Genomic DNA, 16665 nt, shown 5'->3' on the forward strand with positions numbered 1-16665 from the left:
CATTACAAGGAACCCCTCAAGCAGGAGGAATCTGGACGCCAACTTTAGCAAGTGGGACTGGAGTTTTTGATCCTACTGTGGATACCGCAGCAACCTATACTTATACGGTTGGCGCGTGTACTCCTCCTTCTACAGCAACAGTTATTGTCGATGTAATTGCGGCACCAAATTCAGGAGGAATAGGGCAAACTTTAACAACATGCGCCAATGTAACTTCTGTTGACTTGTTCGCAGGACTAGATGGAACTCAGGGAACTGGATCATGGAACGACGATGATGCATCTGGAGCTTTAGTAAATAACATTTTCAATCCATCAACAGTTGGAGTTGGAACATACAATTTCACTTATACTGTAGTTGGAACTGCTCCTTGTGGAACTAGTGCTTCAACGGTAACTGTCGTAGTCAATTTACAAGCAAATGCAGGAACAGCAGTTGCCGCTCCATCAATTTGTACTTCGGTTGGAACTATAGATTTGAATACATTACTGACAGGTCAGGATTCTGGTGGAACTTGGTCAGATACAACACCAGTTGATATCAGTAATTTTGTTGCAGGAACATACACTTACACGTATTCAGTTTCAAATTCATGTGGAATTGTAGATACAGAAGAAGTACAATTCATAATTTTACCAAATCCAATATTAACCAGTGCAAATGTTACTTCTTCACAGGCTTGTATCGGTACTGATGTTGTTGTCAATTTAACTGGAATGGTGGATGGACCTTACAATTTGAATTACAGTCTAAGTGGAAGTAATACCTTGGCAAACCAAATTACGACAGTTACAATTATTGGTGGCATAGGAAGTTTCACTATTCCGGCAGCAAGTGTCCCTAATGCTGGAACTAGTACCATTACATTCAATACAATTCAGGATGCAAATTCAACTTGTCAAATTACGTTAACTTCTGTAATTGCAACAATTACAATTAATCCATTAGTTCAAATTGACAATGCTAATATTGCTGTTTCTGCTGTTTGTTTGGGAAGTGACGCTATAGTTGTTATTTCGAATGCAGTGAGTCTTCCTGATGGCGTTTATCAATTTGATTATGCAATTCCAGGTGCAACTCCACCGACAGGAAATTCCGGAAACGTAACAATTACTGGAGGAAATGGTCAGTTTACAGTTCCTGCTTCAGTTTTCGGTACGGTTAGTAATTATACAATTACCATCAGCGGAATTATCTATACTTCGGGTTGTTCAAACACAACTCAAGATGCAAATATTACGTTCTCCGTTGTCGGACCTTTAACTGCGGGAACATTTAGCGGTATTCAGTCCGTTTGTCCATCCGTTGGGATATTCGATTTAGCAACGCTTTTAACCGGACAATCATCTGGTGGAGTTTGGACAGATAGTGCTTCAGTAGCAGTAACTTCTCCTTTGAACATCATAAATTTTGCAGCCGGAACGTACAGTTATACGTATATCGTTACCAATGCGTGCGGAACAGATACAGAAGTAGTGCAGTTTACGATTTTGGCCACTCCACAATTGACTACTGTGAATATTTCAACAATACCAAGTTGTATCGGAACGAATGCCACAATTAATCTTAGCGGAATGGCAGACGGAACGTATACTTTAAATTACGATTTATCAGGTAGTAATACTTTAGTTGGACAATCAGTAGTTGTAACAATAGCGGCTGGTATAGGAAGTTTTACTGTTCCAACAGCATCGATTCCAAATGTAGGAACAACGATTATCACCTTTACGAGCATAGCTAACACAACATCGACTTGTACTACTATCTTAACAAATGTTGCGGCACAAATTAGCATCATACCATTAGCTGATATTGACAATACGAATTTATCTGTTGCCAATGGTTGTCTTGGAGATGCTATAGTGGTAGCAATTGCAGGAGCTACAAATCTTCCGGATGGCGTGTACCAATTTAATTACTCCATTCCAACAGCGAATCCAGTTTCAGGAACAAGCGGAAATGTTACTATCACTTCGGGTGTTGGATCATTTACAATTCCGAGTGCTACATTTACTGCTGCTGCAAATTATACGATAACAATCACTGGAATTATAACTTCTACAGGTTGTTCGAATACTAATGAGAATGCTTCAGCTAATTTCACTATCAATCCACTCTTGAATACTACAGGAGCAACCGTTTCGGCTCAAGATACGTGTCCTACTTTTGGTAGTCTAGTAACAATTTCAGGAGCAACTGGTTTGACAGATGGAACCTATTCTATAACCTATCAATTAACAGGAGCTAATACAGCAACCACCACTATTTCTGTAACATTTACTGGCGGAGTTGCAACGTTTGCAATTCCCGGAGCAGCTATTATAACTAACGGAGATACTACAATTACCTTCACTCAATTGACATCAACGATAGCAACTTGCGGAATCACAGGTACTATATTTCCAAACGATGTTTTCAATGTTACTTCATTGCCTTCACCGGAATTAATTGCTGACGGATATCAATTCTGTGGAACCAATGTTCCAGCACCAACTATTGCCGATTTATCTGCGAATGTTGTTGGTACGCCAAATTTGATTTGGTACGATGCAGCAACAGGTGGAACGGCTTATGGCAATACTGATTTATTAGTTGATGGAGCCACGTATTATGGAGCTGTACTTTCAGTAAATGGTTGTGAAAGTTCTAGACTTGAAGTTCAGATTGATTTGTCTTTCTGTGATATCGAAATTCCAGATGGATTCTCTCCGAACAATGACGGAATCAATGACACTTTTGAAATTCCGAATCTTGCTATTCTATATCCGAAGTTCAAAATGGAAATTTATAACCGTTACGGAAATTTAATCTATACAGGAAATAAAAACTTTCCAAATTTTGATGGAACAACTACTGAAAACGGATTTAAATTAGGGAATAATTTACTACCAACTGGAGTCTACTTCTATATTCTCGAATTCAATGACGGAATAAGAAAAGCGATTCAAGGTAGATTATATCTAAACAGATAATGGAGAAAAGAGCCACTATGAAACATAAAATTATAAAATATCTCTTAGTAGTGCTTGTTGTATTTTTGACTTCAAAACTACAGGCGCAACAAGATCCGCAGTTTACACATTATATGTATAATATGAGTGTGATAAACCCAGCCTATGCAACCGATAATGCAGACGTAATTAACCTTGGCGGATTATATCGGGCACAATGGGTTGGTATAAAAGGTGCACCTACCACACAATCGTTCTTTGCTCACAAACCATTGTCAAAAAGGGTTGAAGTTGGTATTTCAATTGTTCATGATGAAATTGGTGATGTAGTAAAAGAGAATAATATTTTTGCCGACTTTGCCTATGTGCTGCCTTTAAGCGAAACTACCAAGTTATCTTTTGGATTAAAAGCTGGAGTCACTTTATTTGACACAAATTTCAATGGATTCAATCTAACGGATCCTGCGGTTGATCCTGCATTTCAGAATAACATTAGCCAAGTGTTTCCCAATATCGGAGCAGGGACATATTTATTCGGGTCAAATTATTATTTGGGATTTTCAACGCCAAATTTGATGACCTCAAGACATATTGAAACCATAAACGGTCGGTCTGGAAGTGGAGTAGAAGCGGTTCATTTTTTCATGACTGGTGGCTACGTGTTTACTTTTAACGGAAACGACAACTTTAAATTTAAACCTGCTTTTATGGCAAAAGGGGTTGAGGGAGCGCCGGTTTCATTAGACCTAACAACCAACGTATTAATCAATAATAAATTTGAAGCGGGAGTTGGTTACAGATTGGGCGATTCCGTTAGCGGATTAGCTAGTTTCTATGTTACACCAACACTCAGAATAGGATATTCTTATGATTATACGCTTTCCAATTTGAGAAATTTCAATTCGGGTTCGCATGAAGTTTTTATACTATTTGATTTAGATTTAAGTAAACTTTCTTCTTCTGGAAAAGGATATGATAAATCGCCGCGATTCTTTTAAAATGAAAATGATGAAAAAATTCTACTACATACTTTTTGTTTTTTGCAGTATCACCACTCTTTTTGCCCAAAAAAAGTTCAGTGTTAAAGAGGCAAACACTTTGTTCGCCGGTAAATCCTACGTTAAAGCTGCGGAAGCTTATGAACAACTTCCGCAATCGAAAATGGTGCTGCAAAATTTGGGTGACAGTTATTATTACAATTTTCAAATGATTAATGCGGTTCGTGCCTACGGACAATTGTTTTTCACTCACAAAGACAGTGTGAAAAAGGAAGTGTTTTTTAGATATGCCAATGCGCTAAAAGGAACAGCCGATTTTGATAAAGGCGATGCAATAATGTCGGAATATTTAGGATTTGATCAAAACACACCAAAATTCATGAAGAATGTTACCCGAAATACTCCAAGTAGTTTCAAACTCGAAATGATGTCGAAGAACAAAACCAACGGTGATTTCGGAATTTCTTTTTTTGGAGATAAAGTAGTTTTTGCATCCGTTAGAAATGCGGTTGAAAAAGCATACGGCTGGAACGACAGACCTTACTTAGATTTGTTTTCGGCAACAGTGGATAGTAAAGGACAATTGTCTAACGTGGTCCCTTTTTCATCGGACATCAATACTAAAAAACACGAAAGTAATGCCACATTCAGCGCTGATTTGAAAACGATGTATTTCAACAGAAGCGGTGAAAAGCGCGTAAAGGTTGGTGAGGAAAAAATAGCCATGATTAAAATCTACAAAGCCGAATTTGTTGAGGGAAAATGGACGAATGTGACAATGATGCCTTTTTCAAGCGATGCGTATTCCGTAGAACATCCTTTCTTGACTAAAGACGGAACGAAGCTTTATTTTGCTAGTGATATGCCTGGTTCTTTAGGCTCATTTGATATTTATGTTGTCGATATAAACGATGACGGAACTTATAGTGTTCCTAGAAATTTGGGTGAAACTGTCAATACCAGCCAGCGGGAACAATTTCCTTTTTTGACTGCTGATGGAACGTTGTATTTTGCTTCTGATGGACATCAGGGAAATGGAAACTTAGATGTTTTCATGGCAATGAAAATTAGTGATACCGAATTTGATAAACCATTAAATTTGGGCTCAACAATCAATAGCGAAATGGATGATTTCAATTTCATCCTTGACGAAAATGATAAGGGATATTTTGCTTCCAACAGAACAGGCGATGATAATTTATACACTTTCGTTCGTGAAGATAATAAACTGCAATACTTAGTTGAAGGTGAAGTTAGAGATATGAAATCAACGCAACTTTTACCTGGGTCAACTGTAAAATTATATGATGAAGCAGGAAATCTTTTAGAAGAAGTTCTGGTGGGTAAAGACGGAACATTTACGTTCAATACGGAGCCAAACAAAAAGTATAAAATCATGGCTTTCAAAGATTTTTATATTCCAGCTGAAGCAACATTTGATACAAGCGAAAAAGGCAAAGTGTATATCGATTTACAGATGAAAGTCGAGTCGTATTATGATGCGGAAGATATTATCAACAAAAAGGAAGATGGAACTGTTTTAATCGATCTGGAAAATATTTATTTCGATTTGGATAAATGGGATATCAAGCCGCAAGCAGCCGAAGTTCTTACTGTACTTTTGGACATACTTAAGAAATATCCATATATGGAAATTCAGATAGGTTCACATACGGATACCCGTGCATCGGAAATGTATAATTTGAGGTTATCCAACAAAAGAGCCGCGTCTGCATTGGAATATTTAGTGCAGAATGGTATTGATAGAAAGCGACTGCGTTCGATTGGTTATGGCGAAAGCAAGCCGTTAATTATTTGCCCAAATAACGATTGTACTGAACAAGAGCATGCCACCAATCGTAGATGCACGTTTATGATTTTAAAATAAAAGTTAGTTATTGTTTTAATAGAGTAGAATTTAGATTTTGAATTAAATGTGTGTCTTAATTGGCACACATTTTTTTTATACTATTCCTCCCAAATCCGTATTTTTGTAACTCAATATATTAAATCATGAAAAACCTTCTGTCTTTCACATTTTTTTGCTGTATTCTAAATCTTTCCGCTCAAGAACGTCCAAAATTAGTAGTCGGAATTGTGGTAGACCAAATGAAAATGGAATACCTGTACCGTTTTCAAAATGATTTTTCCCAGAATGGCTTTAAGCGAATGATGAATGATGGGTATACTTTTCATAACATGCATTTCAATTACATGCCAACCTATACTGCTCCAGGACACGCTTCAATTTATACGGGAACAACCCCAGCAATGCACGGAATTGTTAGTAACGATTGGTACAGCAGAAGTCTTGGAAAAGAAGTGTATTGTACAGAAGATACCTCGGTAAAAACCATTGGTGACGGAACTAAAGACGAAGGTGAAATGTCTCCAAAAAACCTTCAAACCACTACAATTACTGATGAATTACGGTTATCTACCAACTTCAAAGGAAAGGTTATTGGAATCAGCATGAAAGATCGAGGTTCCATTCTTCCAGCCGGGCATTTTGCCAATTGGGCATTTTGGTACAGCAAAACCGGAAACTTTATTTCAAGTACCTTTTATGGCGATAAACTTCCGGATTGGGTAACCGAATTCAATGCGAAAAAAGGGTATATGAATTATATTAATAAAGGTTGGGATTTGTTAAAACCTGTTGCGACTTATGGCGAAAGTTTGGCAGACGATAATCCGTATGAAGGTAAATTATACAAAGTAGATAAGCCTGTTTTTCCGTATGATTTAAAATTGATGGTTGAAAAAAACGATGCTGGAGTTTTACGTACCACGCCGTTCGGAAATGATTATGTAGCGGATTTTGCCAAATTAGCTATCGAAAAAGAAATGCTAGGAAAAGATGATGTTACTGATTTTCTAACAGTGAGCTTTTCTTCTACAGATTATGTTGGACATATTCTTGGGCCGCGTTCAATGGAATTACAGGATACATACTTACGTCTTGATTTAACGATTGCTGATTTTTTAAATTATCTGGACAAAACTGTTGGAAAAGGAAATTATCTTGTTTTCCTTACCGCCGATCACGCTGGAGCAGAAAATGCCAGATTCCTAAGAGATAATAAATACAATGTAATCAATGTGGATTACAAAGAAATTACCAAAGATTTAAAGAAGTTTTCTGTAGATACTTTCGGAGCAGATTTAGTTAAGAATTACGGCAGCTTTAATTTACATTTCGATAAAGAAATCATCAAAACTAAAGGCTTGGATTTGGTAAAAGTAAAACAAGCTTTTAAGGACTATTTAATGACGCAAGAGCAGGTAAAAAGAGTATATACGGAAGAAGAAATCCTAGCAAATCCGGGAGCAGATTACCATTTAAATTGTATTGCCAAAGGATATGACGTAACGCAAAGCGGTGATATCGTAATTCTTGATAAACCAGGTTACATCGAATACGGTCCAACCGGAACTTCACACGGAACAACCTATAGTTACGACACTCATGTGCCACTTATTTTCTATGGTTGGAACATCAAAAAAGGAGAAAGTCACGATAAAAAAGCAATTACAGAAATTGCACCAACATTAGCTCAAAAACTAAAGATCACCTTGCCAAACGGAACAGAAAGTGAAGTTTTAACTGAGATTTTGGATAAATAAGAAAACACAGATTTCACAAATTTCGCAGCTAAAATCTGTGAAATCTGTGTTTATTTAAACCTCAATCAATATCTGATTCTGCAGCAAATCCTCAAAAGTTTCGCGTTCTCGTATCAAATGCCCTTTGCCATTTTTCCACAACACTTCGGCTGGTTTGAAACGGGAATTGTAGTTGGATGCCATTGAAAAGCAATATGCTCCAGCATTTTTGAAACAAAGCGTGTCGCCTTCATGAATTTCAGCAATTCTTCGGTTATTGGCAAAAGTATCCGTTTCGCAGATGTAGCCTACCACAGTGTAAAAACGCTCTTTTCCTTTGGGATTGGAAATGTTCTCAATTCCGTGTTGCGAACCGTAAAACATCGGGCGAATCAAATGGTTAAATCCACTATCAATTCCGGCAAAAACCGTTGATGTTGTTTGTTTGATTACATTCACTTTGGCCAAAAAATAACCGGCTTCACTTACCAAGAATTTTCCTGGCTCAAAAGCTAAAGTCAACTCGCGTCCATATTCTTTTTCGAAAGCCAAAAATCGTTTGGTTAATTTTTTACCCAATTCTTCAATATTGGTTTCAATATCTCCTTTTTTATAAGGCACTTTAAAACCAGAACCAAAATCAAGGAATTCTAAATTCTTAAATTGTTTGGCAGCATCAAATAAAATTTCCGAGGCATACAAGAACACTTCGATATCTAAAATATCGGAACCAGTATGCATGTGAATGCCGTTGATGTTCATCTTGGTATTTTCAACAATACGTAATACATGTGGAATTTGGTATATAGAAATCCCAAATTTACTATCAATATGTCCAACAGAAATATTCTCATTTCCACCAGCCATCACATGCGGATTGATACGAATACAAACGGGAATCTTTGGATATTTAGCCCCAAAATGTTCCAATATTGAAAGATTGTCAATATTAATTTGAACGCCCATCTTTGCCACTTCTTCAATTTCTTCGAAGGAAACTCCGTTGGGTGTAAAAATGATTTTATCGGGAGTAAATCCGGCATGTAAACCCAATTGTACTTCCTGAATGGAAACCGTATCCAAACCAGAACCCAAATTCTTAAGTAGCTTCAGAATTGAAATATTTGACAAGGCTTTCATCGCGTAATTGATACGCAATTTTTCAACCTTGGCAAAAGCACTGGTCAAACGATTGTATTGAACCTCAATTTTATCGGCGTCATAAACATATAACGGATTCCCGAAAGTGGTAGCTAAGTCTAATAATTCTTTGGGTTGCATGTTTTTTTGGCAAATATATAAAATAGCCGTAAAAAAAGAGCCAATCGGCTCTTTTCTATTTTTAATACAAACTCGGAAATTGCTCAGGTTTGGCCTCGTGCATAATAGCATATACCTTTTCAAAAACATCTTCCGAAGAAGGTTTTGAGAAATAATCGCCATCGGTTCCATAAGACGGGCGGTGCGCTTTTGCTGTTAGTGTTTGCGGTTGACTATCTAAATAATGATATGCGTTTTGTTCGTCAATGATTTGCTGTAAAATATACGCACTTGCTCCGCCAGGCACATCTTCGTCAATTACAAGCAAACGATTCGTTTTCATAACCGATTTTAAACAATCGTGATTGATGTCAAAAGGTAATAAAGATTGTGCATCAATGATCTCGACATCGATACCAATTTCCATTAATTCTTTAGCGGCTTGTTCAATGATTCTTAAAGTAGAGCCATAAGAAACGATAGTTATATCGCTTCCATTTTTGATTGTTTCTACCACTCCGATTGGGGTTTTGAATTCGCCTAAATTGGTTGGCATTTTCTCTTTCAAACGATAGCCATTAAGGCATTCAATAACTAATGCAGGCTCATCTGTTTCTAATAATGTATTGTAAAAACCAGCCGCTTTGGTCATGTTTCTCGGAACCAAAACGTGAATTCCGCGAATCGCATTGATAATCATTCCCATGGGTGAACCCGAATGCCAGATGCCTTCCAAACGGTGACCACGTGTTCTAATAATCAACGGTGCTTTTTGCGTTCCGCGAGTTCGGTATTGAAGTGTAGCCAAATCATCACTCATGATCTGAATGGCGTATAATAAATAATCTAAATACTGAATTTCGGCAATAGGTCTCAAACCACGCATCGCCATTCCAATACCTTGCCCAAGAATCGTAGCTTCACGGATTCCTGCATCGGCAATACGAAGTTCGCCATATTTCTCTTGCATGCCTTCCAATCCTTGATTTACATCGCCAATATTTCCAGCATCTTCACCAAAAATTAGGGCTTCAGGATATTTTGAAAAAAGAGCGTCAAAGTTATCACGCAACACCAAACGTGCATCAACTTCCTCTGCAGCATCATTGTAAGTTGCAGCTACTTCAGAAGCATTCAGTACATTTTTATCCGATTGTGAAAACAGATGTGAACTGAATGTGGGTTGAATTTTATTCGTGTAATTTGTTATCCAATTTGCCAAGGCTGTTTTGCCGTTTTCAGAAACAATCATGCGTAAAACTTTACGAGCAACGACTAATATTTCTTTACGGATAGGTTGTTTTATTGCAGCTAAATCAGCGGCTTCTTTTTCGATAAAAGCTTTCTTATCACTTGAATTTGCAATTGAATTTAATAAGGAAACTAATTCCTGTTGTTCTTCCTTCATTGGCGCCACGAATGCTGCCCATGCTGCTTTTTTTCCTTCGAGAACTTCTTTTCTCGAGTTGTTTTCAATAGACTCTAACTCTTCGATTGTGGCCAAATCATTTTGCACTATCCAGATTCTCATTTGAGCCAAACAGTCAAAATCCGCTTCCCACGCTAAACGGGCTTCATTTTTATAACGCTCATGAGAACCTGAAGTTGAATGTCCTTGCGGTTGTGTCAGTTCTTGAACGTGAATCATAACTGGAACGTGCTCTTCACGGGCAATTTCGGCTGCTTTTTCATACGTAGAAACCAAAGCCGGATAATCCCAACCTTTAACTCGGAAGATTTCATAGCCTTTAGTATTCTCGTCTCTTTGGAACCCTTTCAAGATTTCAGAGATATTTTCTTTTGTGGTTTGGTGCCGTGCGTGAACCGAAATTCCGTATTCATCATCCCAAACGCTGATGATCATCGGAACTTGTAAAACTCCGGCAGCATTAATGGTTTCAAAAAATAAGCCTTCAGAAGTAGAAGCATTGCCAATGGTTCCCCAAGCTACTTCATTTCCTTGATTTGAAAAATCAGTAAAATTTTCCAATCCGCGAACGTTTCTATAGATTTTTGAAGCTTGAGCTAATCCCAACAATCTCGGCATTTGACCGGCTGTTGGAGAAATATCGGCACTTGAATTCTTTTGTTGTGTTAGGTTTTTCCAATTGCCATTTTCGTCAATCGAATGTGTGCTAAAGTGTCCACCCATTTGCCGTCCGGCGCTCATTGGTTCTTGAGCTAAATCGGAATGTCCATATAATCCGGCAAAAAATTGTTGTATAGATAAATGGCCAATCGCCATCATAAAAGTCTGATCACGATAGTAACCCGAGCGGAAATCTCCGTTTTGAAATGCTTTGGCCATCGCCAATTGCGGCACTTCTTTTCCGTCACCAAAAATTCCGAATTTAGCTTTACCTGTTAGCACCTCTTTTCGTCCTAAAAGACTGCATTCTCTGCTTATGGTAGCAATTTTATAATCATTTAATACTTCTTGTTTAAAGTCTTCAAATGTGATTTCGGTTTTGGATGTAGCTTCAGACATAATTTAAATTTATTTCTTAAAGAAACAAATTTAAATAAAAAGTAGCAATAAAGTTAATTCTCGGCTAAAAATAAAATTTAAGTATCTGTAAATTATCTGTCGTAAAAAGGATATATTCTGACGAATATTTAATAAAAAATCAAGTAATCAGATAATTGTCTAAAATAAATTAAATTTCACAACGTTTTAAAACCATTTTCTGGTAAAAAGTGTAAGTAAAGTTTCGGGCCTAAAAGCGACAATAAATCGTATTTTTTCACCATAATTTTTTTGTCCTACTTCCCAACCGTTGTTCGAATAAACTGGAAGATACAATTCTAAATAATCTGTCACAAGATTCAAGCGGATGCCACTGTCGTAGACAAATTTGGGTGTAACATCAGTATTTTTGATCATCCCAATATCGCCATAACCTTCAATCCAACTCCAAATCGTGTAGCCGCCATTTATGGTCGTCATCCATCGGTTTGCAGTTCTAGTTTCCAACTTAGATTTAAAAAAACCATCAGAAACAATAGATTGTTGACTGAAAAGACCAGTAGTTTCTGACCTTCCTAAATAGTCGCTTTCAAAAAGGTAATCGGTTGGTCGGTCTAAGCCAAAATCAAAATAATTCGAAGTTGTTTTGTTGTGCAAAAAGGTTCCGGCAAATACACGAAGATTTAGCGAACGATTGTTGTCATATAGTTTGCGATACTGTATTTCCCCCATTAATTTCCCGAAACTGTTAGCATATTGAAAATCACCTGAAAACGAAAGATGATTCGTGACTTCCGTTTTGGTATTTATATATTTGGCATTAAAAATCGCATAATTTTCGGTGTTTTCGCCAACAGAAAAAGTAGTTTTCTCCTTGCTTACAATGATTTCTTTTACAATAAAAGCTTGTTTTCGGTTGTCTCTAAAATTACTGGGTCTAAAATTAAAAGAAACTGTTGGAGATAATTTGGTATAGTAAGCATCTGGCGCGTAATGCAGATAATGACCACTCATTGCATAGCGAATGAAATATAAATTGCTGTCGCGATTGTATTGATTGTAGTATACAAATCCTTTTCCGGAAAGGCTTTGTGCTTTGGTTGATATGGTTGGATTTATATCAAATATCAGTGGTTTATCTAAAATTGTTTTATTGTGAAAACGAATTCCAGGTAAAAAACCATCGTATAAATTGTATTCTAAAGTTGGAATATATATTATTTGATTGTAATACGGGTTCTCCAAATCTTTAAAAAATGTGAAACGAATGGGTCGGTTTAATCCTAAACTGCTTAACGAACGCCAGTTATTTCTCAGATTAAATTCCGGAACTTCATTTTTGTAATTGATTACAATTTTATCAGCTTCATTGCGAGGAAGCGTATAAATACTATCGGATTTAACGTTTTCAAACCATTTTTTGAAAACAATGTTTTTATCTTTTACACCATAAATAGCGATAGGAACATTAGTATTAATCTTGTTTTTTAAAGTAAAACTAACACTGTCTTTAGTTCGTGAAACTTTGTCAAATTTGTAATCAATAATATCACGAGTATCAATTATTTTGTCAAAAAACCAATCGATTTTCTTTGTTGAATTTGTCTTTAAAATCGTTTCAAAATCTTTTCGTTCCGCTTGTTGCTTTTTATTTAAATCATAAAATTGCTTTATGCTGTTGGGAACCACATCGTTTTCTAGGTAGCTATCCAAATACCTCAAACTCAATCCAGCTTTGTATTTAGATGCGATTTTATCATTGAATCGTATTAGACCATTTTTCGGCATGTTCAATTGTTGATCCAAATTTTTACGTGCCATTAACATGTACAAGTAATTGTATTGGCCGTTAAAATCTAAGGAAACTAGGTTGTAGCCTTTGAGGATTTTAAGTTTGGCAACGCTTCCCATCATTTTGCTATCGGGATGGTATTCCTCAATATATTTCATCATCAAATACACTTGAATTCCGTCGTAAATCCAATTGTCTTTTCGTGGATCAAGCTGTAAAGTAGTGTGTAAATAATTATTTATATACGTCTTTAAAAACTTAATTTCAAATAAGAATTCATCCGAAAACGGACTAATAAAAACGGGCAATTGATTCAATCCGTAAAATGGATTTCGGTCATAATCAATTTGAGAAATGCTAATTTTTTCATTTGGAAATTTACCTAGATTTTCAGTGACATAATTCACAATCTTATCGGCTACAATAGCCCTTTGAATATCAGTCAAACGAGTATCTTTTAAATCGGAAACAACTTCAATATCTGCATTTTTAAAAATTTCAAAACTCTTTTTGTTGTCGATAAATAAATTAAAATCCAACCGGTTTTTTCCTGAAAATAAATAAGATTTGAAACCCATTTCAGTTTTTCTAGAATCTTCATTTAAGTCAGAATTCAGATCTAAGTTTTCAGGAAGTTTTATTTCAATTTCATAATTAGAAAGTGCGTTTGGGCAATCATCTAAATTGAGATTATTATATTTTACAAATCCATGATTATCGTATCGGGCCGGAATCAAGAAACAATTTTTCAGATTCATTTTTGCATTGTCGCCGTAGCCATATTCTGTGAATTTATCGCTTGGGATTTTAACCAGATAGGTAAGAGTCAATTTGATTTTTTGATTTGGCAACAACTTTTCTCGAAGCCGAATCTGAATTACATCCGGATGATTTTCATCTCTTTCCCAGGTCAAAAAAGACTTATTTTGATCAATTGCAGTAAAGTTAGAAGTTCTTCCTCTGTCATTTTCTTTGGCCAAATGAAAACTTCTTTCAAATTCATCAGAAAAGCGTTCAGCCATTGGCGTATTTTTTGAAGTATAGCCATTAACCCAATCGTTTAAAACAATGTAGGATAAAGTATCATTGGTTTGATTATAAAAAGTCAATTCTTGTAAAACGGAAACTATTTTTTTTTCATTATCAACTTCCATAATCATTTTGGAGTGATGTTGTGCAAAAGATATGCAACTGAAAAAGAATAATATGTAGCTTAGTTTTTTCAATGGTGTGATTTGGGTTTAAAAAAGGCTTTAAAAACTACTTTTGTAAATTCTACAGCGCCGGCTTTGTTCATATGCCCACAAGTTGCAAAATACATATCATCAGTTACGGCATTTTCAAACCTATGGATTTCGGGATAAACCGAATTGATGTGATTGAAATAATCTCGATTAATGGTACTCATGCACATGGGCGTTGTTATCGCAATTAAATTAATATTGTTTTTCTTGCAAATGGCTTTAATATCTTCGTATGCACTATTTCTCTTCGGATAATATTTTGATAAATCGGCAGGAGTCATTTTTCCCGAGTAAGATTTCAAAGGATTAAATCCGTTGTTTTCCAAAGCATTTGTTTTTTTATGAACCGCTGAATAATACATTTCTCTAAAACCAACCCTTGCATCATAATGTAAATATCGGTAAAACGGAATATAAATCAAATTAGTATACTCAGGAATATCTTTATAATAATCGCGTATAGTTTGTGATTCATGTATATAGGGCATGAACAGTGATCGAATGGCCTCTGAATGATCATTTGTATTGATATTCAAATCTACCTGCAAGATTAGATTTTTGATTTTATAATTGCGTTCCACCATCAATTTTAACATTAATGCGGACTCTTCTAAGCGGGAACGCGTCATTCCAAAGTTGAACGTTTTATAACCGTTGTCATTGAATATTTTTGGCACAAAATGATTGTTCACTCGAGACGAGCCCAAGAAAACAACATCATACTCTTTGTCTTTAGAATTGTAGAGGTAACTGATTTTATTTCGGTCGTCATTTTGTTTATACACCAAAGTATATAATACATCAAGCGTTACCATCGTTAACATGAGGATTAAAAGTGCTTTTACTATGAATAAAATAAATTGTTTCATTAGAATTGGAAATAAATGAATTCTTTGTAGTCTGAAAAAACGCCGAGAGCTACAATTACTGCCATACACAAACCTAATTTTATCCAGCTGTATTTTCCTGATATGGGTTCAATTTTTGTTCGATTATTCCATTCGATAACAACAAATACCAACAACATCAAAATGAGTTCGGCGCTATACCGTTCGATGGTCAAATACTGTTGTGAAAAATGCAAATCGGTAAACATTCTTTTGATATATGAAACCGCATCATGTATAGTTTTGGCTCTAAAAAATATCCAAGCAAAGCACGTAATTGCAAATGTAATCAATATGTTAACTAGTATTTTGAACGATGCAAAATTGAAACCCAAGGTAAATTCATCAATGTTGTTTCTGTTTCGATTGAGCAATAACAAAGGAAGGAAATATAGCGCATTGATCAATCCCCACGCTATGAAAGTCCAATTTGCACCATGCCAAAATCCACTGACTAAAAAAATGACAAACGTGTTTCTGATTTTCAACCATTTTGATCCTTTGCTTCCGCCCAGCGGGATGTATAAATAATCACGGAACCAAGTCGTTAACGAAATGTGCCAGCGTCTCCAAAATTCGGCGATATCTCTTGAAAAGTAAGGATAATTAAAGTTTTTCAGCAAATCAATTCCGAAGAGTTTTGACGTACCCAACGCGATATCGGAATATCCTGAAAAGTCGCCGTAAATCTGGAATGCAAAATAAACGGCACCCAAAATCAGCGAAAGCGAATTCATCGAATTGGAATGATTAAAAATTTCGTTGGCATAATTGGCGCACGTATCTGCAATCACCACTTTTTTGACCAAGCCCCATACAATCTGGTAAATTCCTTCTTTGGCTTTTTCGAAATTAAATTCTCTTTTTATTTTCAGTTGCGGTAAAAGATGCGTTGCACGTTCAATTGGACCAGCCACTAACAAAGGGAAGAAGCTCACGAATAAGGAATAATCAATAAAATTTTTCTCTGATTTAATTCGTCCGTAATAAATATCGATGATATAGGATAAGCCGTGAAAAGTGTAAAATGAAATTCCAACCGGGAGTATGACTTTTAGCAACAGCGGATTAGTGTGAAGTCCAGCCGAATTCAATAAGTCGGTAAACGATGCAATGAAAAAGTTGTAATATTTGAAAATTCCTAGAAAACCTATATTGATCGAAACGCAAATCCACAACCACACTTTCCGTTGGATTTGGGTTTTGCTGTTTTCAATTTGTATGGCAGATAAATAATCGAGTAAAGTTGAAAAAATCAACAAGAATAAAAAGCGATAATCCCAACACGAATAAAAATAATAACTCGCGAGAATTAGAATAAAATTTTGACTCGTTTTTGATTTATTACCAATGGACCAATAGATTAAGAACGCTATTGGAAGAAAAATGGCAAAATTTAACGAATTAAAAAACATAAATCAAGAGTTAAAAATCAAGTCCCAAATTCCAACAAGTAGTAC

Annotated in this window: 9 protein-coding genes; 4 read left to right on the plus strand and 5 right to left on the minus strand. The window is 35.9% G+C overall.

The features are described 5' to 3' along the window. The 4 genes from PSU83_RS03595 to pafA form a co-directional block, all read left to right on the plus strand. On the plus strand, positions 1 to 2972 hold a 2972-nt coding region (locus tag PSU83_RS03595), incomplete at its 5' end, for a gliding motility-associated C-terminal domain-containing protein (RefSeq protein WP_300586820.1). A gap of 17 nt (positions 2973 to 2989) precedes the next feature. Then, a complete protein-coding gene (locus tag PSU83_RS03600; protein WP_300586821.1) occupies positions 2990 to 3949 on the plus strand; it encodes a type IX secretion system membrane protein PorP/SprF in 960 nt (319 codons plus the stop codon). Positions 3950 to 3959: 10 nt separating this feature from the next. Beyond that, on the plus strand, positions 3960 to 5837 hold the full coding sequence (locus PSU83_RS03605) for an OmpA family protein (protein ID WP_300586823.1): 1878 nt from the start codon (positions 3960 to 3962) through the stop codon (positions 5835 to 5837). 125 nt (positions 5838 to 5962) lie between these two features. Continuing rightward, positions 5963 to 7576 carry an alkaline phosphatase PafA gene (gene pafA, locus PSU83_RS03610; RefSeq protein ID WP_300586824.1) on the plus strand — a complete coding sequence of 538 codons (1614 nt, stop codon included), beginning with the start codon at positions 5963 to 5965 and terminating at the stop codon, positions 7574 to 7576. A gap of 54 nt (positions 7577 to 7630) precedes the next feature. On the opposite strand, the gene lysA is transcribed toward pafA, so the two are convergent. From lysA to PSU83_RS03635, 5 genes are all read right to left on the minus strand, one after another. After that, positions 7631 to 8836, minus strand: a complete 1206-nt coding sequence (gene lysA / locus PSU83_RS03615; RefSeq protein ID WP_300586825.1) for a diaminopimelate decarboxylase — start codon at positions 8834 to 8836, stop codon at positions 7631 to 7633. 61 nt (positions 8837 to 8897) lie between these two features. Continuing rightward, positions 8898 to 11303, minus strand: a complete 2406-nt coding sequence (locus PSU83_RS03620; protein ID WP_300586827.1) for an alpha-ketoacid dehydrogenase subunit alpha/beta — start codon at positions 11301 to 11303, stop codon at positions 8898 to 8900. Positions 11304 to 11489: 186 nt separating this feature from the next. Then, positions 11490 to 14234: an aminopeptidase gene (locus tag PSU83_RS03625; RefSeq protein WP_300586828.1), complete on the minus strand. Its 2745-nt coding sequence runs from the start codon at positions 14232 to 14234 to the stop codon at positions 11490 to 11492. Positions 14235 to 14296: 62 nt separating this feature from the next. Continuing rightward, positions 14297 to 15187, minus strand: coding sequence for a hypothetical protein (locus tag PSU83_RS03630; RefSeq protein ID WP_300586829.1), 891 nt, complete (start codon positions 15185 to 15187; stop codon positions 14297 to 14299). Next, positions 15187 to 16620, minus strand: coding sequence for an MBOAT family O-acyltransferase (locus tag PSU83_RS03635; RefSeq protein ID WP_300586830.1), 1434 nt, complete (start codon positions 16618 to 16620; stop codon positions 15187 to 15189). Before PSU83_RS03635 ends, PSU83_RS03630 begins: the two co-directional genes overlap by 1 nt. Positions 16621 to 16665 lie beyond the last annotated feature (45 nt).

The organism is Flavobacterium sp., from assembly GCF_029945805.1.
In the GTDB taxonomy this organism is placed as follows: Bacteria; Bacteroidota; Bacteroidia; order Flavobacteriales; family Flavobacteriaceae; genus Flavobacterium.

Excerpts from the sequence above, each read along its gene's own strand:
- PSU83_RS03600 (WP_300586821.1), top strand. The coding sequence starts at position 2,990 with ATGAAACATAAAATTATAAAATATCTCTTAGTAGTGCTTGTTGTATTT.
- PSU83_RS03605 (WP_300586823.1), top strand. The coding sequence starts at position 3,960 with ATGAAAAAATTCTACTACATACTTTTTGTTTTTTGCAGTATCACCACT.
- pafA (WP_300586824.1), top strand. The coding sequence starts at position 5,963 with ATGAAAAACCTTCTGTCTTTCACATTTTTTTGCTGTATTCTAAATCTT.
- lysA (WP_300586825.1), bottom strand. The coding sequence starts at position 8,836 with ATGCAACCCAAAGAATTATTAGACTTAGCTACCACTTTCGGGAATCCG.
- PSU83_RS03620 (WP_300586827.1), bottom strand. The coding sequence starts at position 11,303 with ATGTCTGAAGCTACATCCAAAACCGAAATCACATTTGAAGACTTTAAA.
- PSU83_RS03625 (WP_300586828.1), bottom strand. The coding sequence starts at position 14,234 with ATGATTATGGAAGTTGATAATGAAAAAAAAATAGTTTCCGTTTTACAA.
- PSU83_RS03630 (WP_300586829.1), bottom strand. The coding sequence starts at position 15,187 with ATGAAACAATTTATTTTATTCATAGTAAAAGCACTTTTAATCCTCATG.
- PSU83_RS03635 (WP_300586830.1), bottom strand. The coding sequence starts at position 16,620 with ATGTTTTTTAATTCGTTAAATTTTGCCATTTTTCTTCCAATAGCGTTC.